General features: G+C 69.9%; 21 protein-coding genes. 8 read left to right on the top strand and 13 right to left on the bottom strand.

Going from position 1 to position 22,507, the window contains the following annotated elements; translation table 11 throughout:
* Window positions 1–23: 23 nt before the first annotated feature.
* Genes AC07NG_RS08690 through AC07NG_RS08680 form a run of 3 tightly spaced genes read right to left on the bottom strand, consistent with a single transcriptional unit; the run spans window position 24 to window position 2,612 of the window.
* Complete coding sequence (locus AC07NG_RS08690) at window positions 24–1,013, bottom strand: DUF2891 domain-containing protein (RefSeq protein WP_494593355.1); 990 nt, start codon at window positions 1,011–1,013, stop codon at window positions 24–26.
* Window positions 994–1,947: a DUF979 domain-containing protein gene (locus AC07NG_RS08685; RefSeq protein ID WP_494593353.1), complete on the bottom strand. Its 954-nt coding sequence runs from the start codon at window positions 1,945–1,947 to the stop codon at window positions 994–996. Before AC07NG_RS08685 ends, AC07NG_RS08690 begins: the two co-directional genes overlap by 20 nt.
* Window positions 1,944–2,612: a DUF969 domain-containing protein gene (locus AC07NG_RS08680; protein WP_494593351.1), complete on the bottom strand. Its 669-nt coding sequence runs from the start codon at window positions 2,610–2,612 to the stop codon at window positions 1,944–1,946. Before AC07NG_RS08680 ends, AC07NG_RS08685 begins: the two co-directional genes overlap by 4 nt.
* A gap of 164 nt (window positions 2,613–2,776) precedes the next feature.
* Here AC07NG_RS08680 and AC07NG_RS08675 point away from each other — a divergent pair, with 164 nt between their 5' ends.
* The 4 genes from AC07NG_RS08675 (at window position 2,777) to AC07NG_RS08660 (ending at window position 10,367) form a co-directional block, all read left to right on the top strand.
* Complete coding sequence (locus AC07NG_RS08675) at window positions 2,777–3,553, top strand: class II aldolase/adducin family protein (RefSeq protein ID WP_487288261.1); 777 nt, start codon at window positions 2,777–2,779, stop codon at window positions 3,551–3,553.
* Window positions 3,554–3,729: 176 nt separating this feature from the next.
* A complete protein-coding gene (locus tag AC07NG_RS08670; protein WP_494593349.1) occupies window positions 3,730–4,851 on the top strand; it encodes an efflux RND transporter periplasmic adaptor subunit in 1,122 nt (373 codons plus the stop codon).
* A complete protein-coding gene (locus tag AC07NG_RS08665; protein WP_492856034.1) occupies window positions 4,851–7,997 on the top strand; it encodes an efflux RND transporter permease subunit in 3,147 nt (1,048 codons plus the stop codon). Before AC07NG_RS08670 ends, AC07NG_RS08665 begins: the two co-directional genes overlap by 1 nt.
* 15 nt (window positions 7,998–8,012) lie before the next feature.
* A complete protein-coding gene (locus AC07NG_RS08660) occupies window positions 8,013–10,367 on the top strand; it encodes a thiamine pyrophosphate-binding protein (protein WP_494593347.1) in 2,355 nt (784 codons plus the stop codon).
* 131 nt (window positions 10,368–10,498) lie between these two features.
* On the opposite strand, the gene AC07NG_RS08655 is transcribed toward AC07NG_RS08660, so the two are convergent.
* From AC07NG_RS08655 to AC07NG_RS08645, 3 genes are read right to left on the bottom strand one after another with little or no spacing between them, the layout of a single operon-like run.
* Complete coding sequence (locus tag AC07NG_RS08655) at window positions 10,499–10,861, bottom strand: nuclear transport factor 2 family protein (protein WP_487288256.1); 363 nt, start codon at window positions 10,859–10,861, stop codon at window positions 10,499–10,501.
* A 3-nt stretch (window positions 10,862–10,864) separates the two neighbouring features.
* The gene (locus AC07NG_RS08650; RefSeq protein ID WP_487288255.1) at window positions 10,865–11,227 is read right to left on the bottom strand and encodes a nuclear transport factor 2 family protein; all 363 of its coding nucleotides are present in this window, start codon (window positions 11,225–11,227) and stop codon (window positions 10,865–10,867) included.
* Window positions 11,224–11,742 carry a c-type cytochrome gene (locus AC07NG_RS08645; protein ID WP_494593344.1) on the bottom strand — a complete coding sequence of 173 codons (519 nt, stop codon included), beginning with the start codon at window positions 11,740–11,742 and terminating at the stop codon, window positions 11,224–11,226. The genes AC07NG_RS08650 and AC07NG_RS08645 overlap by 4 nt, the downstream gene beginning before the upstream one ends.
* Window positions 11,743–12,030: 288 nt before the next feature.
* Between AC07NG_RS08645 and AC07NG_RS08640 the strand changes: the two genes are divergently transcribed.
* Both AC07NG_RS08640 and AC07NG_RS08635 read left to right on the top strand, forming a co-directional pair.
* Window positions 12,031–12,522 carry a GcrA family cell cycle regulator gene (locus AC07NG_RS08640; protein ID WP_487288251.1) on the top strand — a complete coding sequence of 164 codons (492 nt, stop codon included), beginning with the start codon at window positions 12,031–12,033 and terminating at the stop codon, window positions 12,520–12,522.
* A gap of 47 nt (window positions 12,523–12,569) precedes the next feature.
* Window positions 12,570–12,770 carry a hypothetical protein gene (locus tag AC07NG_RS08635; protein WP_487288250.1) on the top strand — a complete coding sequence of 67 codons (201 nt, stop codon included), beginning with the start codon at window positions 12,570–12,572 and terminating at the stop codon, window positions 12,768–12,770.
* Between the two features lie 159 nt (window positions 12,771–12,929).
* Here the strand turns inward: AC07NG_RS08635 and AC07NG_RS08630 are convergent, their stop codons facing one another.
* The 3 genes from AC07NG_RS08630 to AC07NG_RS08620 all read right to left on the bottom strand — a co-directional run bounded on the left by AC07NG_RS08630 (window position 12,930) and on the right by AC07NG_RS08620 (window position 15,602).
* The gene (locus AC07NG_RS08630) at window positions 12,930–13,385 is read right to left on the bottom strand and encodes a hypothetical protein (protein ID WP_494593342.1); all 456 of its coding nucleotides are present in this window, start codon (window positions 13,383–13,385) and stop codon (window positions 12,930–12,932) included.
* A 38-nt stretch (window positions 13,386–13,423) separates the two neighbouring features.
* Complete coding sequence (locus AC07NG_RS08625) at window positions 13,424–14,893, bottom strand: tyrosinase family protein (RefSeq protein ID WP_494593340.1); 1,470 nt, start codon at window positions 14,891–14,893, stop codon at window positions 13,424–13,426.
* A 64-nt stretch (window positions 14,894–14,957) separates the two neighbouring features.
* Entirely contained in the window at window positions 14,958–15,602 is a 645-nt protein-coding gene (locus AC07NG_RS08620) for an alpha/beta hydrolase (protein ID WP_494593339.1), read from the bottom strand.
* Window positions 15,603–15,825: 223 nt separating this feature from the next.
* Between AC07NG_RS08620 and egtB the strand changes: the two genes are divergently transcribed.
* The gene (gene egtB, locus AC07NG_RS08615; protein WP_494593337.1) at window positions 15,826–17,985 is read left to right on the top strand and encodes an ergothioneine biosynthesis protein EgtB; all 2,160 of its coding nucleotides are present in this window, start codon (window positions 15,826–15,828) and stop codon (window positions 17,983–17,985) included.
* Between the two features lie 173 nt (window positions 17,986–18,158).
* Here egtB and AC07NG_RS08610 read toward each other — a convergent pair whose 3' ends face one another.
* Window positions 18,159–18,368: a KGG domain-containing protein gene (locus tag AC07NG_RS08610; RefSeq protein WP_058350544.1), complete on the bottom strand. Its 210-nt coding sequence runs from the start codon at window positions 18,366–18,368 to the stop codon at window positions 18,159–18,161.
* 402 nt (window positions 18,369–18,770) lie between these two features.
* Here AC07NG_RS08610 and AC07NG_RS08605 point away from each other — a divergent pair, with 402 nt between their 5' ends.
* Entirely contained in the window at window positions 18,771–19,337 is a 567-nt protein-coding gene (locus AC07NG_RS08605) for a DUF1345 domain-containing protein (RefSeq protein WP_494593334.1), read from the top strand.
* On the opposite strand, the gene AC07NG_RS08600 is transcribed toward AC07NG_RS08605, so the two are convergent.
* The 3 genes from AC07NG_RS08600 to AC07NG_RS08590 form a co-directional block, all read right to left on the bottom strand.
* Window positions 19,334–20,131: an EF-hand domain-containing protein gene (locus AC07NG_RS08600; RefSeq protein WP_494593332.1), complete on the bottom strand. Its 798-nt coding sequence runs from the start codon at window positions 20,129–20,131 to the stop codon at window positions 19,334–19,336. The genes AC07NG_RS08605 and AC07NG_RS08600 overlap by 4 nt on opposite strands.
* Window positions 20,132–20,202: 71 nt before the next feature.
* Window positions 20,203–21,693, bottom strand: a complete 1,491-nt coding sequence (locus AC07NG_RS08595) for an ATP-binding protein (protein ID WP_487288242.1) — start codon at window positions 21,691–21,693, stop codon at window positions 20,203–20,205.
* A complete protein-coding gene (locus AC07NG_RS08590) occupies window positions 21,690–22,457 on the bottom strand; it encodes a response regulator (protein ID WP_110121993.1) in 768 nt (255 codons plus the stop codon). The genes AC07NG_RS08595 and AC07NG_RS08590 overlap by 4 nt, the downstream gene beginning before the upstream one ends.
* Window positions 22,458–22,507 lie beyond the last annotated feature (50 nt).

The following is a 22,507-nucleotide window of genomic DNA, read 5'->3' as shown; positions in this document are numbered from 1 at the left end:
GGAGAAGGATCGCTGCCGGCCGTTCACCCCTCCAGCATCGCCAGCAGGGCGAAGCTCGCCAGCCAGTGCTCGCCCATGTAGTCGCCAGTGACGTGGGGCAAGGCGGCTTGTAGGTGAAGCTCGGCGGCTTCCAGGGCGACGGCCGCCACGGCCGGAGGCGCATCCTTGGCGACGGCGCGCCAGCACCAGGCGCGGGACAGAGACAGGCCGTCGAGGTGGGCGATCTTGCCGTCGGTGCGGTCGCTGACCGAGGGCGGGGCGAACAGCGTCGCCGGTCGGCGCTGGGCGAGGTCGGGCAGGAAGGCGGCGAACCAGGCGGCGAAGGTTTCGGGGTGGAGGCGGCGCATGGCCAGGGCCTCGACCAGGCCGGGCGACAGGAAGTCGTCCCCGGACGGCTCCCAGGCCTGGCAGGCGCGGTCCTGGCCGTACCAGGCTGCCGCCTTGGCCGCGAGCAGGGCGCGGAAGTCGGCGTCGCCGGTGGCGTCGGCGTAGTCGGCGGCCAGGGCCAGGGCGAAGGCGGTGTTGGAGTGCACGCCGGCCCGGATCGGATAGTCGGCGATCGGCAGGAAGGCGCGGTAGCGGGCGACGAAGGCGTCGGCCAGCGGCTGCATGGCCGCGGCCCAGGGCGCGTCGTGGACGAGGAGCTCGGCTTGCAGCTTCAGCAGCCAGGCCCAGCCGTAGGGGCGCTCGAAGCCGCGGCTTTCGGGGCGGGCGAGATAGGCGACCTCGGCGGCGACCTTGCCCTCCGTGAAGGCGTCATCGAACAGGGCGCGGATGGCCGGGGCCTCGGGCAGGCCCGGATGCAGGCGCAGCAGGGTGGCCAGGGCCCAGTAGCCGTGGACGCAGGAGTGCCAGTCGAAGCTGCCATAGAAGATCGGGTGCAGGGCGTGCGGGCCGAGCACATCGGCGTCGCCGGCCATCACGTGGTCGAGCTTGTTGGGATATTCGCGGACGACGTGGCCCAGCGCGGCCTGGGCGAAGCGGGAGACGGTCTCAGCGGAAGGCGAGGACATACATCAGGACCATGTTGATCAGCAGCATCAGCACCGCCGTCGGCGCCTGGGCGCGGATGACGGCGTAGCGGTTCTTCAGCTGGAGGAGGGCGGCGGGGACGAGGTTGAAGTTGGCGGCCAGGGGCGTCAGCAGGGTGCCGCAGAAGCCCGACAGCATGCCGATGGCGCAGACCACGGCCGGGTCGCCGCCGAAGCGGCCGATCACCAGCGGCAGGCCGATGCCGGCGGTCATCACCGGGAAGGCGGCGAAGGCGTTGCCCATCATCACCGTGAAGATCGCCATGCCGAGGCAATAGGCGACGACCACGGCCAGGCGGCTGTCGACCGGGGTGATGGCCAGGGTGATGTCGCCGATGGTCTGGCCCACGCCGGCCAGGGCGAAGACCGCGCCCAGCGCCGCCAGCATCTGCGGCAGCAGGGCGGCCCAGCCGACCAGGTCCATCAGCCGTCGGCCCTCCTGCAGCGGCGCGCCGGCCGGTTGCCTGAAGAGGCGCTGGGCCAGGATCGCGGCGACCACGGCGGCGACGGCCAGGGAGACCAGGGTGGCCTGCTTGGGATCGACAACGTGTTGGCCCTTCCAGGTCAGGGCCTTGAAAGTGAAGGTGCCGGCCAGGACGATGACCGGGATTAGCAGGGCCGGCAGGAACAGCTTGAGGCCGAAGCGCTGGGCCAGTTCGACGCGTTCTTCGGCGGTGGTGGTCTTGGGCTGGCCCACGCCGAGGCGGCCCGTGCCGGCCAGCAAGGCCAGGGCGACGACGAGGAAGCCGTTGCCGAGATCGCCCAGGCGGTCGCCGAACAGGAAGCTGATCGCGAACAACCCCCAGAAGGCGGCGTTGCCCCAGCGCTTGGGGTTGGCCTTGTCGCCGGCGCTCATGGCCGCGAAGGCCGTGAACATGAAGCCGGCGAGCAGATAGACGAGCGGCAGGCCGATCATGCCTTCACCCCCCGCTTCGAAAGCTTGCGATCGAACAGCAGCAGGCGCGCGCCGTGCACCAGGAAGGCGCAGATCGCCGTCGGTATGGCCCAGACCGACAGGTGCAGCGGCTCGACGATCAGGCCGTTCTGGTCGAGGAAGCCGACGATCAGCAGGATCGAGCCGATGGCCATGAAGATGTCCTCGCCGAAGAAGACGCCGACATTGTCGGTGGCCGCGCTCATCGCCTTGACCTCTTCGCGGGTCGCATCATCGAGCGGCGCCTGGCCTTCGGCGGCGGCCTCGGCCATGGGGGCGACCAGCGGGCGGACGGTCTGGGCGTGGCCGGCGATCGAGATCAGGCCCAGCGCCGCGGTCAGCTGGCGGGCCAGCAGGTAGACGATCAGGATCCGTCCCGCCGTTGCGGCCTTCATCGCTCGGATCGCGGTGCGGGCGCGCTCCTGCAGGCCCGAGCGTTCGAGCACGCCGATGGCCGGCAGGATCACCCAGACGATGCTGACATAACGGTTCTGGTTGAACGCCTTGCCGAAGGCGGCCAGCACCTCCAGCGGGCCAAGGCCGGCGGCCAGGCCCGAGGCCATGGCGGCGCAGACCACCACCAGCAACGGATTGAATCTCAAGGCGAAGCCCAGGACGATCACGCCCACGCCGATCAAGGGCAACATGCCGGCCGTCCCCCGTATACGAATCTGGATGGACCGTCCGACGGGCCGGCGGCGCTGGCAAGTCCGTTCCCGTGGAACACGGGTCGCTTGACCCAATCTCTTGACGGGGGCGCCCGTCGGCGCGACGCTCAACTCAACAATGATAACCTACGGGAGCAAACGTCATGGCCGACGGCGCCGGCGCGATCGCCGCATCGATCAAGGACAAGGTCAGCGAGGCCGAATGGCAGGCCCGGGTCGATCTGGCCGCCCTCTATCGGCTGGTCGCCCTGCACGGCTGGGACGACATGATCTTCACCCACATCTCGGCCCGCATCCCCGGGCCCGAGCATCACTTCCTGATCAACCCGTACGGCATGTTCTTCGGCGAGATGACCGCCTCGTGCCTGGTGAAGGTGGATCTGGAAGGCAACGTGATCGACAAGACGCCCTACTTCATCAATCCGGCGGGCTTCACGATCCATTCGGCGATCCACGCCGCGCGGGAGGACGCCCAGTTCGTCATGCACCTGCACAGCGACCAGGGCGTGGCCGTGGCCGCCCATGCCGAGGGCCTGCTGCCGCTGAGCCAGCACGCCCTGATCGTGACGCCGCAACTGGCCTATCACGACTACGAGGGCATCGCCCTGAACCTCGACGAGCGCGAGCGGCTGGTGGCCGACTTGGGCGACAAGCGGCTGATGCTGCTGCGCAACCACGGCACCCTGTCGACCGGCCGCACGGCGGCCGAATGCTGGCTGGGAATGTTCTTCCTGGAGCGCGCCTGCGCCCAGCAGGTGATGGCGCTCAGCGCAGGACGCGAGCACGTGCTGCTCGCTCCGGAGGCGGCCCAGGCCGAAGTGCGAAGCCAGACCGGCATGGGCCTGGGCATGATCGCGGGCCTGGCCTGGCCGGGGTGCCTGAGGCAGCTGGATCGCGAGTCCCCGGGCTACACGGACTAGCGCGTTCAAGGCGGCGCCTTGGCGACTGGCGTTACGTCAAAGCGCCGCCATGAAAGTGTTGCGTCGATGAAATAAACCGTAATTCTAGTGTCACTAGACGCGGGTCTAGGGTGAGGTCATATGTCGCCGCAACCTAGACTTTGAGGCCCGGTTCAACGGGGCCGGAGCGTACCTTAGTGATCCGCAGGCACTTCTTCCTCATGGCGGCCGGCGTCGCCCTGGTTCTGATGATCGTGGCCGGCGGCGCCAAGCTTCTGCTGGGCGGCAAGGCCGAGGGGCAGGGCGGTCCGGGCGGCCGCGCCACAGCCGTCTCGCAGGTCAAGGTCGACAGCCGTCCGTTCACCGATCGCATCGAGGTGCTGGGCGTGGCCAAGGGCCGCCAGTCGGTGACCATCACCTCGAACACCACCGAGATGATCACCGCCGTCCACTTCCGCGACGGCCAGCAGGTGGTCCGCGGCCAGGTGCTGGTGACGCTGAAGGACGACCAGGAAAACGCGGGCATCGCCGAGGCCCAGGCCAACCTGAACCAGGCCGAGCGCGCCTATCAGCGCTGGAAGACCCTGGCCGACAAGGGCATCGCCCCGCGCGCCACCGCCGAGCAGTACCAGGCCGCCTACGAGACGGCCAAGGCCAGCGTCGCCTCGGCCAAGGCCCAGCGGCTGGACCGCGTGATCCGCGCGCCGTTCGCCGGCCGGGTGGGCATTTCCGACGTCGCGCCGGGCACGCTGATCGCGCCGGGCACGGCCATCGTCAGCCTGGACGACGCCTCGGTCGTGCGCGTCGATTTCGCCGTGCCGGACCGCTACCTCGCCACCCTGCGCGAGGGCCTGCCGATCCAGGCCGCGCCCGACGCCCTACCGGGCGAGACCTTCCAGGGCCGCATCGCCCAGATCGACACCCGCATCGACGAGACCACCCGCGCCATCAAGGCCCGGGCCGAGTTCCCCAACCCCGGCGGCCGGCTGAAGCCGGGCATGCTGGTCAAGGTCGCCATCGACCAGGGCGTGCGCCAGGGCCTGGCCGCGCCGGAGGCGGCCGTGCAGTTCGAAGGCCAGCAGGCCTCGGTGTTCGTCGTCGCCAAGGGCGACAAGGGCCATGTCGCCCGCCGCACCAACGTGACCACGGGCCTGACCGCCGGCGGCTATGTCGAGATCCGCTCGGGCCTCAAGGCCGGCGACGTGATCGTGGCCGACGGCCTCAACCGCGTGCAGGACGGCGGCGCGGTGCGTGACGTCAACAAGCCGGCGGGCCAGCCTGGCCAAGACCACGCCAAGCAAGACCGCAAGGCCGGCTGATGCTTTCCGACATCTCCGTCCGCCGCCCGGTATTCGCCGCCGTCGCGGCGATCATCCTGTGCGTCATCGGCCTGGCCGCGTTCGGCTCGCTGCCGATCCGCGAACTGCCCAATGTCGATCCGCCCGTGGTGTCGATCTCGACCGCCTATCGCGGCGCCTCGGCCGAGGTCATCGAGGAGCGCATCACCCAGGTGATCGAGCGCCAGGTGGCCGGCATCCAGGGCATCGACCGGGTCAACAGCTCCTCGCGCGACGGCCGCTCGCAGATCAGCATCACCTTCCGCCTGGACCGGGACCTGGACGCCGCCGCCAACGACGTTCGCGACGCCGTCAGCCGGGTGTCGGCCAACCTGCCCGACCAGGCCGATCCGCCGCAGATCGCCAAGGCCAACGCCGACAGCTCGCCGATCATCATCCTGAACCTGACCTCGACCACGCTCGATCCGCTGGAGCTGGCCGACTACGCCGACCGCTACCTGGTCGAGCGGATGTCGACCATCGACGGGGTGGCCCAGGCCAACCTGTTCGGGGCCAAGATCTACGCCATGCGCATCTGGCTGAACGCCGACGCCATGGCCGCCCGGGGCGTGACGGTCAGCGACGTCGAGGACGCGCTGAACGCCCAGAACCTGGAACTGCCGGCCGGCTCGCTGGAAAGCAGCGCCAAGGACTTCACGATCCGCGTGGCCCGCGCCTACGCCAAGCCCGAGGACTTCGCGCGCCTGCCGCTGCGGCCCGCCGACGCCAGCGGCTTCGTGCTGCGCCTGTCGGACGTGGCCCGCATCGAGGAAGGGCCGGACGAGCGCCGTCGCCTGTTCCGCGGCAACGACGTCGACCAGGTCGGCATCGGCCTGACCCGCCAGTCGCAGGCCAACGACGTGGCCATCTCCAAGGCCGTGGCCAAGGAAGTCGAGGTCATCAACCAGACCCTGCCGGCCGGCACCAAGTTGGTGGTGGCCGTGGACAACTCGGTGTTCACCGCCGAGGCCATCCACGAGGTGTGGATCACCATGGGCATGTCGGTGGCCCTGGTGGCGCTGGTCAACCTGATCTTCCTGGGCAGCTGGCGCTCGGCGCTGATCCCGTCGATCGTCGCGCCGATCTGCATCCTGTCGACCTTCATCATCCTGGCCCCGCTGGGCTTCTCGCTGAACCTGCTGACCCTGCTGGCCCTGGTGCTCGCCGTGGGCCTGGTGGTCGACGACGCCATCGTCGTGGTCGAGAACATCCAGCGCCGGGTGGACGAGGGCGAGCCGCCGCTGATCGCCGCCCAGCGCGGTTCGCGCCAGGTGTTCTTCGCGGTGGTGGCCACCACCATCGTGCTGATCTCGGTGTTCGCGCCGCTGATGTTCCTGCCGGGCTATATCGGCCGGCTGTTCGTCGAGCTGGCCGTGGCCATCGCCGCGGCCGTGGCCTTCTCGGCGCTGCTGGCGCTGAGCCTGTCGCCGATGATGGCCTCCAAGCTGCTGAAGGGCGCCCACGGCGGCGGCTGGTTCAACAAGCGCATGGACTGGGCGATGGGCAAGCTGCGCGACAGCTACCGCGCCTCGCTGGAAAGCCTGCTGGGCGGGCGCGCCGCCACCTTCGCCGCCGGCGGGGCGGTGATCCTGCTGGCCGGCTTCGCGGCGCTGCTGTTCGTCAGCCTGCCCAAGGAACTAGTGCCGGCCGAGGATCGCGGCCGTGTCGACATCCAGATCAGCGCCCCGGAAGGGGCCGGCTTCGACTACACCTCGGCGATCGGCTCGCGGATCGAGAAGATCATGGGCCGCTATCGCGACGACGGCGTCGCCGAGCGCACCATCCTGACCATCCCGCGTTTCGGCCAGAGCCAGTTCAACTCGGGCAACGGCGTGGTGGTGCTGAAGGGCTGGGGCGAGCGCGACAAGACCGCCGACCAGGTGGCCGCCGAGCTCAACAAGGACCTCTCCAAGATCACCGGCGTGCGGGCCGTGGCCAGCGTGCGCGGCGCCTTCCAGCGCGGCGGTGGCGGCGGCGGCGGTGGCGGCACGAACGTCGACCTGATCGCCGTCGGCAACGACTACGTCCAGCTGGCGAACTGGCTGAAGCCGATCCTCGACGCGGCTCAGGCCAATCCGGGCTTCTCGCGTCCGCGTATCGACTACGAGCCGACCGCGCCGCGCCTGTCGGTGCAGATCGACCTCGACAAGGCCGCCACCCTGGGCGTCTCGGCCCAGGCCGTGGGCCGGGCGCTTGAGACCATGTTCGGCTCGCGCCAGGCGACGACTTACATCAAGAACGGCCAGGAATACGACGTCATCCTGCAGACCGAGCTCGACCAGCGCCGCAGCGTGGCCGACCTCGACAAGCTGCAGGTGCGCACCAACGCCGGCGGTCTGGTGCCGCTGTCGACGGTCGTGAAGACCCAGCTGCGGGGCGACACCCCCGACCGGCCGCGCGTCGATCGCCTGCGCTCGGTGACCCTGACCACCCAGCTGTCGCCCGGATTCACGGTCGAGGACGCGGTGAGCTTCTTCCAGGCCCAGGCCGCGGCCCATCCGACCCCCGGCGTCAGCGTCAAGTGGGGCGGCCAGGCCAAGGACTATCTGGAAGGCTCGGGCGGCATCGCCATCGCCTTCGGCCTGGCCCTGCTGCTGGTGTTCCTGGTGCTGGCCGCGCAGTTCGAAAGCTGGATCCACCCGGCGGTGATCATGCTGACCGTGCCGCTGGCGGTGCTGGGCGGCCTGTTCGGTCTGCTGATGGCCGGCTCGACCATCAACACCTACAGCCAGATCGGCCTGATCATCCTGGTCGGCATCGCCGCCAAGAACGGCATCCTGATCGTCGAGTTCGCCAACCAGCTGCGCGACGAGGGGCTGAAGGTCACCGAGGCGGTGATCGAGGCGGCGGCCCTGCGCCTGCGCCCGATCATCATGACCTCGATCGCCACGGCCATGGGCGCCTTGCCGCTGCTTCTCTGGACAGGAGCGGGGGCGGGAAGCCGCCAGACGATCGGGGCGGTGATCTTCTTCGGCGCCATCGTGGCGACCCTGCTAACCCTGTTCATCGTTCCGGTGTTCTACAACCTGCTCGCCCGCTTCACGAAATCTCCGGAGTGGACGGCGCGGCAGATCGAGGACTATGAAGCGCGCGAAAAGGCGGGCGAGGGGCATACCTCACCCGTATAAAACGGGTGAGGAAGCATGGCTGACGGGTCTCTGACGGCCAGGCGGCAGGAAATAGCGCTGCTGCGGCGTCTCGAGGAACGCATTCTCTGGCTGGCGTCGTGGACGATCCACAACGCCAACCACCTGCGCGAAAGCCGCGACGGGCTGAAGGTGGGCGGCCACCAGGCTTCCTGCGCCTCGATGACCACCCTGATGACGGCGCTCTACATGAAGGCGCTGCGGCCGCAGGACCGGGTGGCGGTCAAGCCGCACGCCAGTCCCGTGTTCCACGCCATCCAGCACCTGTTCGGCCGCCAGAGCCTGGACAAGCTGAAGGCCTTCCGCGCCCTGGGCGGCGCGCAGTCCTATCCCTCGCGCACCAAGGACGTCGACGACGTCGACTTCTCCACGGGGTCGGTGGGCCTGGGCGTGGCGGTGACGGCCTTCGCCTCGCTGGCCCAGGACTATCTGGCCGCGCGCGGCTCGGTGAAGCCCGAGAGCATGGGCCGGATGATCTCGATGCTGGGCGACGCCGAACTGGACGAGGGCAACATCTACGAAGCCCTGATCGAGGCCTGCAAGCACGACCTGCGCAACACCTGGTGGATCGTCGACTACAACCGCCAGAGCCTGGACGCGACGACCAAGGACCGGATGTTCACCCGCTACGGCGAGATCTTCGAGGCCGCCGGCTGGACGGTCGAGACGCTGAAGTGGTCCAAGCGCCAGAGGGAAGCGTTCGAGCGGCCAGGCGGGGCGGCGCTGAAGGCCTGGATCGAGACCGCCCCCAACGACCTTTATTCGGCCCTGACCTACCAGGGCGGGGCGGCCTGGCGCGAGCGCCTGACCGCCGACCTAGCCGGCGAGCCCGACGCTCTGGCCCTGATCGCGGGCTACAAGGACGTCGATCTCGGCGAGCTGATGACCGAGCTGGGCGGCCACTGCCTGGAGACGATCCTGGAGGCCTTCGAGCGGGCCTCGCAGGACGACGCGCCGCGGTTCTTCATCGCTTATACCGTCAAGGGCCTGCGGCTGCCGTTCCAGGGCCACAAGGACAACCACGCCGGCCTGATGAACCCCACCCAGGTCTCCGAGCTGCGCGAGCGGCTGGGCGTGGTCGAGGGCGAGGAGTGGGACGCCCTGTCGGGCCTGTCCGCCGCCGAGCGCACGGCGCTGAAGGGCCTGGTGGCCCGCGCGCCCTTCGCGGCGGCCAACAACCGTCATTACGACGCGCCGAGCGTTGTGACGCCGAGCGCCGACGAGCTGCTGGCGGCGGTTGCGGGCGGCGGCGAGCAGTCCACCCAGGCGGCGTTCGGCAAGGTCATGTTCGACATCGCCGCCCGCAAGGACGAGTTCGCCGGCCGGGTGGTGACCACCTCGCCGGACGTGACGGTGTCGACCAACCTCGGCGGCTTCGTGAACCGGCGTGGTGTCTTCCATCGCCGGGCGCATGAGGACGTCTTCAAGCGTCGCCGCATACCCTCGGCCCAGGTGTGGTCGATGGGCGAGACCGGTCAGCACGTCGAGCTGGGCATCGCCGAGAACAACCTGTTCATCGCCCTGGCGGCCCTGGGCCTGACCGCGCCGCTGTTCGGCGAGCGATTGTTCCCGGTCGGCACCCTCTACGACCCGTTCATCGCCCGCGGGCTCGATGCCCTGAACTACGCCTGCTACCAGGACGCCCGCTTCCTGCTGGTCGCAACGCCGTCCGGCCTGACCCTGGCCCCCGAAGGCGGCGCGCACCAGTCGATCGGGTCGCCCCTCATCGGCATGAGCCAGCCGGGACTGGACGCTTACGAGCCCGCCTTCGCCGACGAGACGGCGGTGCTGATGGCCCACGCCTTCGAGCGCATCCAGGCGGTCGATGGCTGCTCGACCTATCTGCGCCTGTCGACCCGGAGCATCGCCCAGGCCGAGCGTGCGGACGAGGCCTGGCGGACGGGCGTGGTCGAGGGGGCCTACTGGCTCAAGCGCCCGGCGCCCGATACGCGGCTGGCCGTGGTCTATTGCGGGGCTCTGGCCCCCGAAGCCCTGGAAGCCCACGCGGCCCTGCTGGAGGACGAGCCGGGCGCGGGCCTGCTGGCCGTCACCTCGCCCGACGTGCTGCACCGCGACTGGACGGCGGCGGGTCGCTCGCGCTGGACCGACGGCGCGGCGCGGATCTCGACGATCGAGCGGCTGCTGGCCGACCTGCCGCGCGAGGCTGGTCTGGTGACCCTGATCGACGGGGCGCCGGCGGCGCTGTCGTGGCTGGGCTCGGTGCGCGGCCATCGCCTGCGGGCGTTGGGCCTGGAGACCTTCGGCCAGTCGGGGGACTTGCCGGATCTGTATGGCAAGTACCGGCTGGATGCGGAGGCGGTTCTGGACGCCTGCGCGGATCTGCTGGCTTAGGGGAGGACCCCCTCCGGCCCTCCGGGCCACCTCCCCCAGAGGGGGAGGATCTGGCTGGCGCGGCGCTCTTCAAGATGCTCCCCCTCCGGGGGAGTTGTCGCGGAGCGACTGAGGGGGCGCCGAAGGCGCTTCTACCGCGTCCCAGGATCCGGCTGCGGGTCGATGCCCACGATCAGGCCGTCGCGCAGCAGATAGGCGATCACGGCGCTGTTCTGCGACCACAGGCGGCCGTCGGGGCGGCGCAGGGTGATCTCGACGTCGGCGTGGACCCAGCCGTCGGCCTGGGGCCGTACGCGCATCAGGCCGATATCGACGCCGGCCATGGCGAACTGGCGCTGGAAATAGCCGCGCGCGGCCTCGACTCCCACGACGTCGCCGCCTTCCAGGATGTTGGCGAAGGCGATGTCGGGGTGCAGTTGGGCGACGACGGCCTCGAGGTCCCGGCGGCGCGTCGCGTCGAAGTGCCGGGTCAGCAACACTTCAGCCTTTGCCATGCCTCACGCCTCGTCACGCTCTTCGGCGACATCCATGCGCGCCACCCGGCTCGCATGGAAGGTGTAGATATGTCGCACGAGGATGTCGGACCAGAGACGGCCCTGCAGATTGGTGACGATCTGCTTGGCGGCGACCGCCACCCGGTCGTCGTCCAGCGGGATGAAATCGACCGGATTGGCCTCGACCCGCACCATCGCGTCGCGACGGGACCAGAAGTCGCGCATCGCCTCCAGACCCTGCACGCGGCCGCCGCCGATCTGGTCGGGCCAGTCGATCGCGGGGTCGAGCTCGGCGCAGAAGGCCTCGAAGTCCCCGCGGTTGAAGGCCGCGTAGAGCCGGGTCAGGAGGGCGACGCGGTCGTTCATTGAGCGGGAGCGGCCGGGGGCGTCGGTTTGTAGCCCGTCTCGACCTTCAGATAGGCGATCAGGTCGATCCGGTCCTTGGGATTGGCCAGACCCGCGAAGGTCATCTTGGTGCCGGGCAGGGCGGTGCGCGGATTGGCCAGCCAGTGGTCCAGGTGCTCGGCGTCCCAGGTGAAGCCGGCGGCCTTCACGGCGTCGGAATAGGCGTAGCCGGGGTGCGCGCCCGCCTTGCGGCCGAAGACGCCGTAGAGGTTGGGGCCGGTCATGTTGGGACCGCCTTCGGTAATGGTGTGGCAGGAGCGGCAGAGCGCGAACTTGCTCTGGCCGTTCAGCAGGTCGCCGGTGTTGTAGGGGGCGGGGAGGGCGGCCACGGCGGCGGCCTTCTCGGCGTCGGTCGGCGGCGGGGTCGCGGGGGCGGCGGGCGCCGAGGCGGTTTCGCCGGAAGTCTCCCCCTTGGGCGAGCAGGCGGCCAGAGAGACGCAGAGCATGGCCGCGGCCACGACGGTGAGGGTACGCATCACAATCCCCGATAGGCGTTATGTCGCAAGGCTTGCGACGCCGCGCCGCATTCAAATCCAAGCCGGTTTCTGACCCGTGAATTCATCGTGGAACGACGTTATTCGGTCAAGGTCTTGCCGCAGTCTTTTGGGACTCCCTGCGACAACGCACGCTATCTAGCGAGATTCGCAGGGGAAATGTGATTTCGAGAACCGTGGGTATGCACGGAAGAATTTGACCGTTGTTAACCATGATTCTACCCAAGAGAGGCGGGGGCTGATCCCGCGCCCAAAAAAGCGGATAGCGTCATGGACTGGAACGAGGAACGTACCGCCACGCTTAGGAAGCTGTGGCTCGAAGGATTGAGCGCAAGCCAGGTGGCCCGGCAACTCGGCGGCGTCAGCCGCAGCGCCGTCATCGGCAAGATCCACCGCCTGGGCATCACCGCCCGCGAGACCCCGGTCCGGCCGCGCACCGTCGCTGTCCGCGTCTCCCGCCAGGCTCCGCGCGCTCGCGCCGCGGCTCCGGCCCAGGCCCGTCCGGCGCTCCGCCCGCAGACCGCGGTGATGGAAGACCTGACCCCCACCGCCGGCATTCTCGACCTGTCGATGCACTCGTGCCGCTGGCCGATCGGCAATCCGGACGCCGGCGACTTCGGCTTCTGCGGCCGCGAGACCGCCAGCAAGCGCGCCTCCTACTGCCCGGATCACACCCAGGGGGCCTTCCGTCGCTTCCAGTCGCCGTCCGACATCGACGCCTGGACCCGCCAGAGCCTGCCGCAGGAACGCCGCGTCCTCTGACGCGCCTCGACAGCTTCTCACAAACCCTCCCAATTCAGGGACATCCCATGATCCTCATCGAGAACGCCGCCGGCAGCAGCCAGGTGATCACGATCATCGAAGAGTTCGCCGGTCACTCGACCTCGCGCGACCTGCAGCCGGGCGACGCCGCCCGTATCCCGGTCGGCCAGTTCAAGTCGATTGTCGTCCGAGAAACCTATCCGGAAGACTGGATGAGCCGAGTGCGCAGCCGCCAGGCCGCTGCCTAGTGAGATCGCATAACGACCGGATCTTCGCGGAACAGCGCGCTCGCCCGTAGGGAGGCTCGAGCAGGCGCTGAGGATCGCGACCCCGGCCGAAGTATCCGTACCAGTACGAGCCCCGCGAGCCGCTCTGGCTCGCGGGGCTTGTTCGTTTTGGACGTGAGCTCAGCAGCCGCCTTCGGCGATGGCGGCCAGGCGCGCCTCGCCCAGCACCGCGGTTGCGCCGTCGCCGTCGCCCGACACCGCTTCGAGGGTCAGGCGCAGGCGGGCCTTGCCGGCGTCCAGGCCCTGGCGGTCGACGCGGAAGCCGAAGCTCTGGGCCGGATCGCCCTTGCCGGTCGAGAAGGCGGTCTGCGGAAAGACGGCCGTGCGGCCCAGGGTCTGCACGCCCTGGGCGGTGACCAGGGCGAAAACGAGGTCCACCTGGCCCGAGCGGGGCGGGGTGTAGCCGTCGACGCGGGCCACCAATTGCAGGCCGGGACAGCGTTCGGCGGCCGCGTCGCGGGCCAGGGCCGCCTCGGCCGGGCGGCCGACGACGGCCGTGGCGTTGGCGTTCGCCGAGCAGGCGAAGACGCCGAGTGAGACGGCAAGGGTGGGGGCGAGGGCGAGGAAGCGCGACATGATCCTGTCTCCTGCCTCAGCTTCGCCCCCGCCTGTGGTCAAACGATGACGATCTCGACCTTGGCGTTGGCGACGGTCTCGGGGGCCGGCGCGCCCGACTTGGAGTCGACCGCGATCAGCCGGACGCGGATGTCGTCGCCGAGCGTGACGCCCGCGGCGGTCAGGGCCTGCAGGGACGGGGTGAGGTCGGTAGAGGCCGAGATGCCTTCGCCGCCGCCGTGGCCGGCATGGCCCTCGGAGCCGAAGAAGCCGATGGTCGTGACATAGCCGGGATCGCCCTCGCGCGATCCGCCGCCGCTGCCCGGGCCGTCGATATAGACCTTCACCTCGACATTGTCGGACGGCGGGGTCAGGCCGCTGATCAGGGCCAGGACGCGCGAGCCGAGCAGGGCCTGGGGCGTGCCCCCGGTCTGCGGCTTGGTCGCGCCCAGAAACGCCTGGCGGTCGCCGCCGGCCTGGGCGCTGGCCAGGAACTGGGCGCCGGTGTCGGTCGAGCGCTTGCGGGCGGCCAGGGAGCGCACGCCGAGGTCGGAGGCCGCGGCGGCCGAACCGCGGGCGAAGATCTGGGTGATGCGCTTGTCCGAGATCTGGCTCGCCGCGGCCACGCCGAGACGGGTGGGCGTGGCGCCGTAGGTGTAGCCCAGGGCCGTGACCTGCTGCACCTGGTTGGGGGTGGTCGACCACCACGAGCCGTTCGGGGCCAGGTAGTTGTTCTGGAAGACCATGTTCTGCCAGAGACCTTCCTGGGTGTTCTGGCGGCCCAGGCCGTTCCAGCGCCACCAGATGCGGTCGATGTTGCCGTGGTGCATCTGGAAGATCGGATCCATCGGCGAGCGCGTCGTCGGCATCCAGCCGCCCAGCCGCACGTGGACGAGGTTGTGCGGCGTGGATTCGAGCACGCCCTGAGTACCGGTGCGGGTGGTGATCCAGCTGGGGTCGAGGTTGTTCTGGCCGCGCGGGCGCGAGGTGCCGAACACCTCGTAGTTGGTTTCGTTGTAGATCCTGTCCATCACCCCCTGGCCGACGATGTCGTCGGTCAGGACCACGCCGTTGTTGCGCGTCGGCTCGTACAGCGAATTGGTCTGGCCGTTGTAGGTGGGCTCGGAGAAGGCCTGGGGCACCTTGCGGTTGGCCGTCCAGTCCCAGTAGGGCATGGCGAAGCCAAGGTAGCCGGTGACCGAGCGGATCATCCGCTCGTACATGGTCACGTAGCCGCGGTGCCAGGGCAGGAAGTACCAGTTGCCGTGCGGGCACTTGTTGAAGCCGCGGTCGGTGCCATGGATGTTGGCCATGTCGGTCCAGGTCGGACCCTGGCCGGCGGTGCGGGCCTTCAGGATCCGCACCCCGTCGCGCAGGGCCACGACCGTCGGGTCGTTCAGCTTCAGCGAGTTGATTTCCTTGCGCACCGGCAGCGGCGCGGCGAGGGCCGACAGGCCCGGCGCGGTTCCGGCGAAGACGGCGCCGCCGCCAAAGCCGACAAGTTTGAGCATGTTGCGGCGCGTGGCCATGGCCGATCCCCCCGTTTTTGCGGTCGTTGGGTTCGACTATGCCGCAATGTCTCGGAAATGCAATCTATGCGGGATTGTCCCGCGCCTGCGCGCCCGAGTGTCCGGCCGTGGCGCGGATCAGGTCCGACAGCAGGGCGCGGCCGCGCGGCCAGGCGCCGTGGCCTGACTCGACGTTGATGTGGCCCGCCCGGCCCAGATCGACGAAGCGCGAACCCCAGCCGCGGGCGAAGGCCTCGGCGCGGTCGATGGCGACGTAGGGGTCGTCGCGGCTGGCCACCACCAGGCTGGGGAAGGGCAGGCGGCTGCGGGGAATGGGCGAGAAGCCGATCAGCAGGCGGCCCGCCGGCCCCTCGCGATTGACGTCGGCCGGCGCCACGAGCAGGGCGCCTCGCACGCCGCGTCCGCCGGTGACCTGGGCCAGGTGGCCGACCAGGGCGCAGCCCAGGCTGTGGGCCACCAGGATCGCGCCGGGGCGGCTGCGCACGGCCTCGGCCAGGCTGATGGTCCAGTCGCCGAGGGTCGGGCGCTCCCAGTCGGTCTGGTCCACGCGCTCGGCGTTGGGCAAGGCCCGCTCCCAGTGGCTTTGCCAGTGGTCGGGACCGGAATTGTAGAGACCTGGCACGATCAGGATCGGCGGGTCGTCCGAAGCGATGGACGGCGCGTCGCCAGGACGTGGCGGTTGAGGAAAGGGGGGCGAGGCGAAGGACATCGCTAAACTCTTCAAGACGGGGCGCCGCCGGAGCGGGTTTGGTCCGCTTGTCGCTCTCGCAGCCCGCGTGGAGCAATCCAGATCAATTCAATAGGAATTGAGAACTGCTGATGACACCATGCTGGCAGCAGATGGCATTGCCCTCGTCCCGCGGAACGCCCAAGCTCCCGGTTCGTTGTGAACAACTGTCCGCGCCAGCGGAGCGTCTTCGCCAGGAGCGTGCATGAGTCCCGACGACACCCTGGTCCTGTCCGCCGTCGCCGCGACCGCCGACACGCCCCTCGCCCGCTACCGCGCCGTGCGCGAGCGGACCGAGGCCCTGGCCGCGCCGCTGTCGCCCGAGGATCAGGCGGCGCAGTCGATGCCGGACGCCAGCCCGGTCAAATGGCACCGGGGCCATACGACCTGGTTCTTCGAGACCTTCCTGCTGGCGCCGTTCCAGCCGGGCTACAGGCCGTACGACCCGGCCTTCGGCTACATCTTCAACTCCTATTACGAGGCCCTTGGACCGCGTCAGCCGAGACCGCAGCGCGGCCTGATCACCCGTCCGTCCTGCGCCGAGGTCGGGGCCTATCGCCGTCATGTCGACGCGGCCATGGCCCGCCTGCTGTCGGGGCCGCTGTCGCCGGAGATGCTGGAGCGGCTGGAGCTGGGCCTGGCCCACGAGGAGCAGCACCAGGAGCTGCTGCTGATGGACATCCAGCACCTCTTCGCCCAGTCGCCGCTGCAGCCGGCCTATCGCGAGCGGCCCGATCCGCCCCGCCCGGCGGCCAAAAGCCTGGGCTTCGTCGGCTTCGAGGGCGGGCTGGCGACGATCGGCGCCGAGGAGGGCGGCTTCGCCTTCGACAACGAGCGGCCGCGCCACCGGGTGTTCATCGAGCCCTTCCGCCTGGCCGACCGGCTGTCGACCAACGGCGAGTGGCTGGGCTTCATGGAGGACGGCGGCTACGAGCGGCCGGAGTTCTGGCTGTCGGACGGCTGGGCCATGGTCCAGGTCCAGGGCTGGGAGGCGCCGCTCTATTGGCGCCGGGAAGAGGACGGCGACTGGACCGAGTTCGGTCTCTCCGGTCGTCGCCCGGTGGATCTGGCCGCGCCGGTGGCGCATGTCAGCTATTACGAGGCCGCCGCCTTCGCCCTGTGGTCGGGCGCGCGCCTGCCGACCGAGGCCGAGTGGGAACTGGCCGCGCGCTCTGACGAGCGGCTGGAGCAGATGTCGGGGGAGGCCTGGCAGTGGACGGCCAGCGCCTATGCGGCCTATCCGGGCTTCCGACCCGGCGCCGGGGCGCTGGGCGAGTACAATGGCAAGTTCATGGTCGGCCAGATGGTGCTGCGCGGCGGGGCCGCCGGCACGCCGCCGGGCCATGCGCGGGCCAGCTATCGCAATTTCTTCCATCCTGGCCAGCGCTGGATGTTCGCCGGCGTGCGCCTGGCGCGCGACGGGGCCGGCGGGCGTGAGCGGACGATGGACAAGAGCTTTCGAGACGACGTTCTGGCCGGCCTGGGCGCCAGCCCCAAGAGCCTGCCCAGCAAGTACTTCTACGACGCCGAGGGCTCGCGCCTGTTCGAGGCGATCACCGAGCTTCCGGAATACTATCCGACCCGCACCGAGACGGCGCTGCTGCGCGCCATCGCGCCGGAGATCGCTGCCCGCATTCCGCAGGGCGCGGCGATGATCGAGTTCGGCAGCGGGGCCAGCACCAAGACGCGGATCGTGCTGGACGCCGCGCCGCAGCTGGCGGTCTACGCGCCGATGGACATCAGCGCCTCGGCCCTGGACGCCGCCGCCGCCGCCATCCGCACCGACTATCCGGACCTGGAGGTGGCGCCGGCCCTGGGCGACTTCACCCATCCGCTGGGCCTGCCGACGGCGGCGCGAGGACGGCCCACGGTCGGCTTCTTCCCCGGCTCGACGATCGGCAACTTCCCGACGGACGAGGCGGTCGAGTTCCTGAAGGCGGCGCGTGGCCTGCTGGGTCCGGGCGCGCTGTTCGTGGTCGGGGCCGACATCGCCAAGGGGCAGGACGTGCTGATCCCGGCCTATGACGACGCGGCCGGGGTGACGGCGGACTTCAACAAGAACCTGCTGGTCCGGATCAATCGCGAGCTGGGCGGGCGGTTCGACCTCGACGCCTTCGCGCACAAGGCGGTGTGGAACGCCGCCGAAAGCCGGATCGAGATGCATCTGGTCAGCCTGAAGGACCAGACGGTGGAGATCGCCGGACGGTCGATCGCCTTCGAGGCCGGCGAGACCATCCACACCGAGAATTCCTACAAGTACGATCCCGAGGCCTTCGCCGAGATGGCGGGCCGGGCCGGCTGGCGCGTCGAGGCGCGCTGGATCAGCGAGAACCCCGCCTTCGGCGTCTTCGCGCTGCGATCCTGAGGGTTAGCCGGAGAAACGGCCTCACTACGAAAAAATAGCAAACTGCGGCCGGCTGCTGGAGAGCAGACAGCCCAAGAACCCGGATCGGTCAGCCGATCCGGGTTCTAAAATCCTGATACGTGCGCCGCTACGCTCTGCCGCGCCGCCCGTCCCCCCCCTCGGCCGCGGCATTGCTAGAGGTCGCGAGCGCCGAGGCGGCCGCCGCCGCGCGACGAGGAACCGCCCTTGCGGCCGGCGTTAGCGGCCAGGTCGCGGTCCTTGGCGAAGCTGCGTTTCTCGCTGGGGACGCTGGCGCCGCCTTTGCGAGCTATCTCGCGGCGGCGTTCCGGATCCATGGCGGCGAAGCCTCGGCGGCCCCGGGGCCGTTCGCTGTCGAGGTCCATGTCTTGCTCCTAATCGGGACTGGTCACGGGAGGAAACAGGCCCGGTCCGGCGCCGTATGGCCGATCGTCTCCCGGCTGCACCGGAGGCGGCTGCTGCGGGACTTCGTCGGGCGTAGAGCCCGGCGGTTCGTCCGGCGTTTGCGGCTCCAGAGGCGGCGGGGAGTCGGGGTCGGTCATGGCGTCGTTCCGGTGTTCCGGTGAAGTAACCGGTGAAGCCGAGTTCGGTTTCACGTGTCAGGCGAGACAAATGAGGCGTTAAGGACGATTGTCGCGCGAAAAGGCAGGTTGAGAGTGATGAGCAAAGGCGCCTTGAAGGTGAAAAAGACCTCAGTGTTTACAAGGCATTGGAAGCTTCTGGCGGGCTTCCTGGCGGGGCTTTTGGGGTGGGGTTTGGCCCGCCAAATGAATCTGCCCGGAAGCACGCATATTTTGATCGGCTGGGACGTTGGGGCGCTGATCTACGCCGTTTTGCTGTGGCGCCTGTTCCTCACCGCCGACGAGGCGAAGGTTCGCGCCAAGGCCGCGGCCGAGGACGAGGGGCGTTCGATCATGCTGCTGATCGTGCTGTCGGCGATCGCCGCCAGCCTGGCGGCGGTGGTGGCGGCGATGATCGGCGCGCGCTCCGCGGCGGCGTCGGTCAAGGACCTGACGGCGGCCTGCGCGGGGGTGACCCTGCTCTTGTCATGGATCGTGCTGCACTCGGTGTTCGTGCTGCACTACGCCCACCGCCACTTCGGCGGCGGGCCGGGGAAGGGCGGGTTCGGCTTTCCCGGAGAGCCGGCCCGCACCTACAAGGACTTCGTCTATCTGGCCTTCAGCATCGGGGCGACCTTCCAGGTCTCCGACAACGACGTGCGCACCGGGAGCTTGCGCAACCTCGTCACCGCCCACGCGGTGACGGCCTATTTCTACAACACCGCGATCCTGGCGCTGGGGATCAACATCATCGCCGGGGTGGTCAGCGGCTAGCCGCGGGGCGGCGGGCCGCCGCGGCCGCGACCACGACCCTTGCCGCCGCGCTCGTCGCCTTCGCCGTCGAGGATCTTCTGCATCGCGGTCTTGGGCAGTTCGGCCAGGGTCAGGCGGCCGTCGCCGTCCTTGTCGAGCAGCTTGAAGCGCGAGATCGCGGCCTTGGTCGCCTCGTCGCGGGTGATGCGGCGGTTGAAGTCGGCGTCGGCGCCCATCACCGGCTGGGGTTCGGCCAGCAGGGCGAAGGGCGTGGCGCCCAGCAGCATGTTGCCAAGGCCGTTGGGACGCCGGCGCGGGCCGTCGCCGTCCGGACCGCCGCCTTCGCCGCCGCTCGGGGCTTCCATGGCCTGCTGCGGCATGGCCGAGGCCTGGACGATCTCGGGCGCGATGTTGCGCTCGTAGGCCGAGACCTCGAAGCCATCGACGACGCCCGACTTGTCGACGTCGAGCCGGTCGAAGAAGCGCAGGGAGTCGGCGACGAACTCTTCGCGGGTCAGGGCGCCGTCATGGTTGGCGTCGGCGCCGGCGAACCAGGCCGCGACCGGATAGGGCTGGCCGGGATCGGCGCGGAACGGCTCGCCCGCCGGGCTGATGAACACCTGCTTGCCGCCAGGGCCGCCGTTGGGACCGCCCGGGCCGCCGGGACCGCGTCCGTCCTCGCCCGGAGGCGGGCCGAAGCCGGGGCGACCGCCGGGACCGCCATTGGGGCCGCCCGGACCGCCGCCGGGGGGCGCGCTGGCGCAGGCGGCGAGCGACAAGGCGGCGAGGAGAAGAGGCAAGGCGCGTGCGGTCATGGAAGAACTCCTTCCCACCGCTTGAAGCGGCGCCGCGTTGCGCTCTGATGTCGCCGCAGCAATAGTCCAGTCTAGGCGGGCAGGGTGACCTTGGCGCGCAGGCCGCCTTCGGGACGGTTCGACAGCGAGACGTCGCCGCCGTGGGCGCGGGCCAGCGAGCGCACGACGGCCAGGCCAAGGCCGATGCCGCCGGTCTCGCGGTTGCGCGAGGGCTCGCCGCGGAAGAAGGGCTCGAACACCCGCTCCAGCTCAGCGGCCGGCACGCCGGGACCGTCGTCGTCGATCTCGATCACGGCGCAGTCGTTCTCGCGATAGACCCGGCCGCGGGCCGCGCCGCCGTACTTCAGGGCGTTCTCGACCAGGTTGGTGACCAGGCGCTTGAGGGCGATCGGGTCGCCCTCGACGACGATCTTCTCGCCTTCCTCGGCCGTGGCGTTTCCGCCCGTCTCGGCGGTCTCGTCCATGACGCTTTCCAGCAGCGAGGCCAGTTCGAGCTTGGTGCGCTCGGCTTCCCGGCTGGTGTCGCGGACGAAGGCCAGGGTGGCCGAGATCATCGCCTCCATCTGGTCGATGTCGACTTCGAGCTTGTTGCGCACGTCTTCCGGCGCGGCCTCGATGCGGAAGCGCAGGCGGGTGAGCGGCGTGCGCAGGTCGTGGGCGATCGCGCCGATCATGGCGGTGCGGTCCTCGACGTAGCGGCGCAGGCGCTCCTGCATGTTGTTGAAGGCGCTGGAGGCGGCGTTGACCTCGGCCGAGCCGAACAGGCTGAGCGGCGGCGCGCGGGGGTCGCGGCCCAGGCGCTCGGCGGCGGCGGCGAAGGCGGTGATCGGGCCTGCCAGGCGGCGGGCGAACAGCCAGGCCAGCGGCGAGACGGCCAGCACCGACAGGGCCAGGATCAGCAGGATGCGCTGCTGCCAGCTGTCGAAGCGGAAGGTGGGCTTGGGCTCGACCACCATCCAGCGGCCGTCGGCCTGGCGCACGCCCAGCTCGAAGTCGCCGAACAGGAAAGGCTCGTCGCGCATGATCGCCGCCAGGCGTTCGACCGACGAAGACATTCGTGGGGACATGCCGGGCGGGGGACCACCCGGGCCGGGCATGCCGCCCACGCCGTCGGGTCCAGGGCCGGGTCCAGGACCGGGGCCACCGGGACCGCCAGGGCCGCCGCCAGGACCGCCCTGGGGCGGGGGCGACTTCTGCCGCTGGGTGCGCACGAAGAAGCGCGGACCGTTGTCGGTGAGGATCGAGATGCGCTCGACCGGCAGGTTGAGCTCGCGGCCGATGGCGGCCTTGAACTCGGCCCGGCGCGGGGAGTCGTCGTTGTCGAGCTTCATGCCCGAGCGATGACGGATGACCAGGGGGCGTCCGTCGCGCGGGTGCACGATCTGGCCGGTCTTCAGCGCCCGGGTGATCTCGCTGAGGCGATAGAACTCGGGCGGGGGCGGCGGAAGCGTGAAGATGACCCCGATGGCGATCAGCTGCGCCGCCACCAGGGTGACGATCACAAGTCCCAGGGCCTGGGCGAACAGGGGAGCGTCGCGTCGCCCCGGGACTGCGAACTTCATGGCGTGCGAGTGACCTTGGGCGTGAACATATAGCCCTCGCTGCGGATCGTGCGGATCAGTTCGCCGCCGCCGCCGTCGTCCAGCTTGCGCCGCAGACGGCTGATCTGGACGTCGATGGCGCGGTCGTAGGCGTCGCTGTCGCGGCCGCGGGCCAGGTCCAGCAGCTGGTCGCGGGTCAGGACCCGTTGCGGACGCTCGACGAAGGCGCGCAGCAGCGAGAACTCGCCGCTGGACAGGTTCACGACCACCGACTGCGGCGAGCGCAGTTCGCGGCGGACGAGGTCGAGACGCCAGCCGGCGAATTCGCAGGCCGCGCCCATGGTGTCGTCGCTGGAGCGCGGCTCGGCGCGGCGACGCAGGACGGCGCGGACGCGGGCCAGCAGTTCGCGCGGGTTGCACGGCTTGGGCAGGTAGTCGTCGGCGCCGAGTTCGAGGCCGACGATGCGGTCGGTCTCTTCGCCCATGGCCGAGAGCATGATGATGGCGGGGCCGTCCTGCGCCGCGAGGCGGCGGCAGATGGCCAGGCCGTCTTCGCCCGGCAGCATGACGTCGAGCACGACGAGATCGACCGGACCCTTTGCGAGGGCCTGTTCCATCGTGCGGGCGTCCTGGGCGCTGTCGACGACATAGCCATGGCGGACGAGGAAGTCGGACACGACGTCGCGAATGCCCGGATCGTCATCGACGATCAGGATGCGGGCGCCGGCGCCCTTGGTGGTGTCCGCGACAGCGGCGGACTGTGCTGTGGTCGGGGAGGTGTCCATGACGGTCGTCCTTTCATGCCCCTGTCACCGTCAGATTTCACGCTTGCAAC

The sequence above is a fragment of the Caulobacter sp. GW821-FHT10C03 genome, assembly GCF_059415485.1.
The sequence above is the reverse complement of the archived record's forward strand: the minus strand, read 5'-3'. Positions and strand labels throughout refer to the sequence as shown.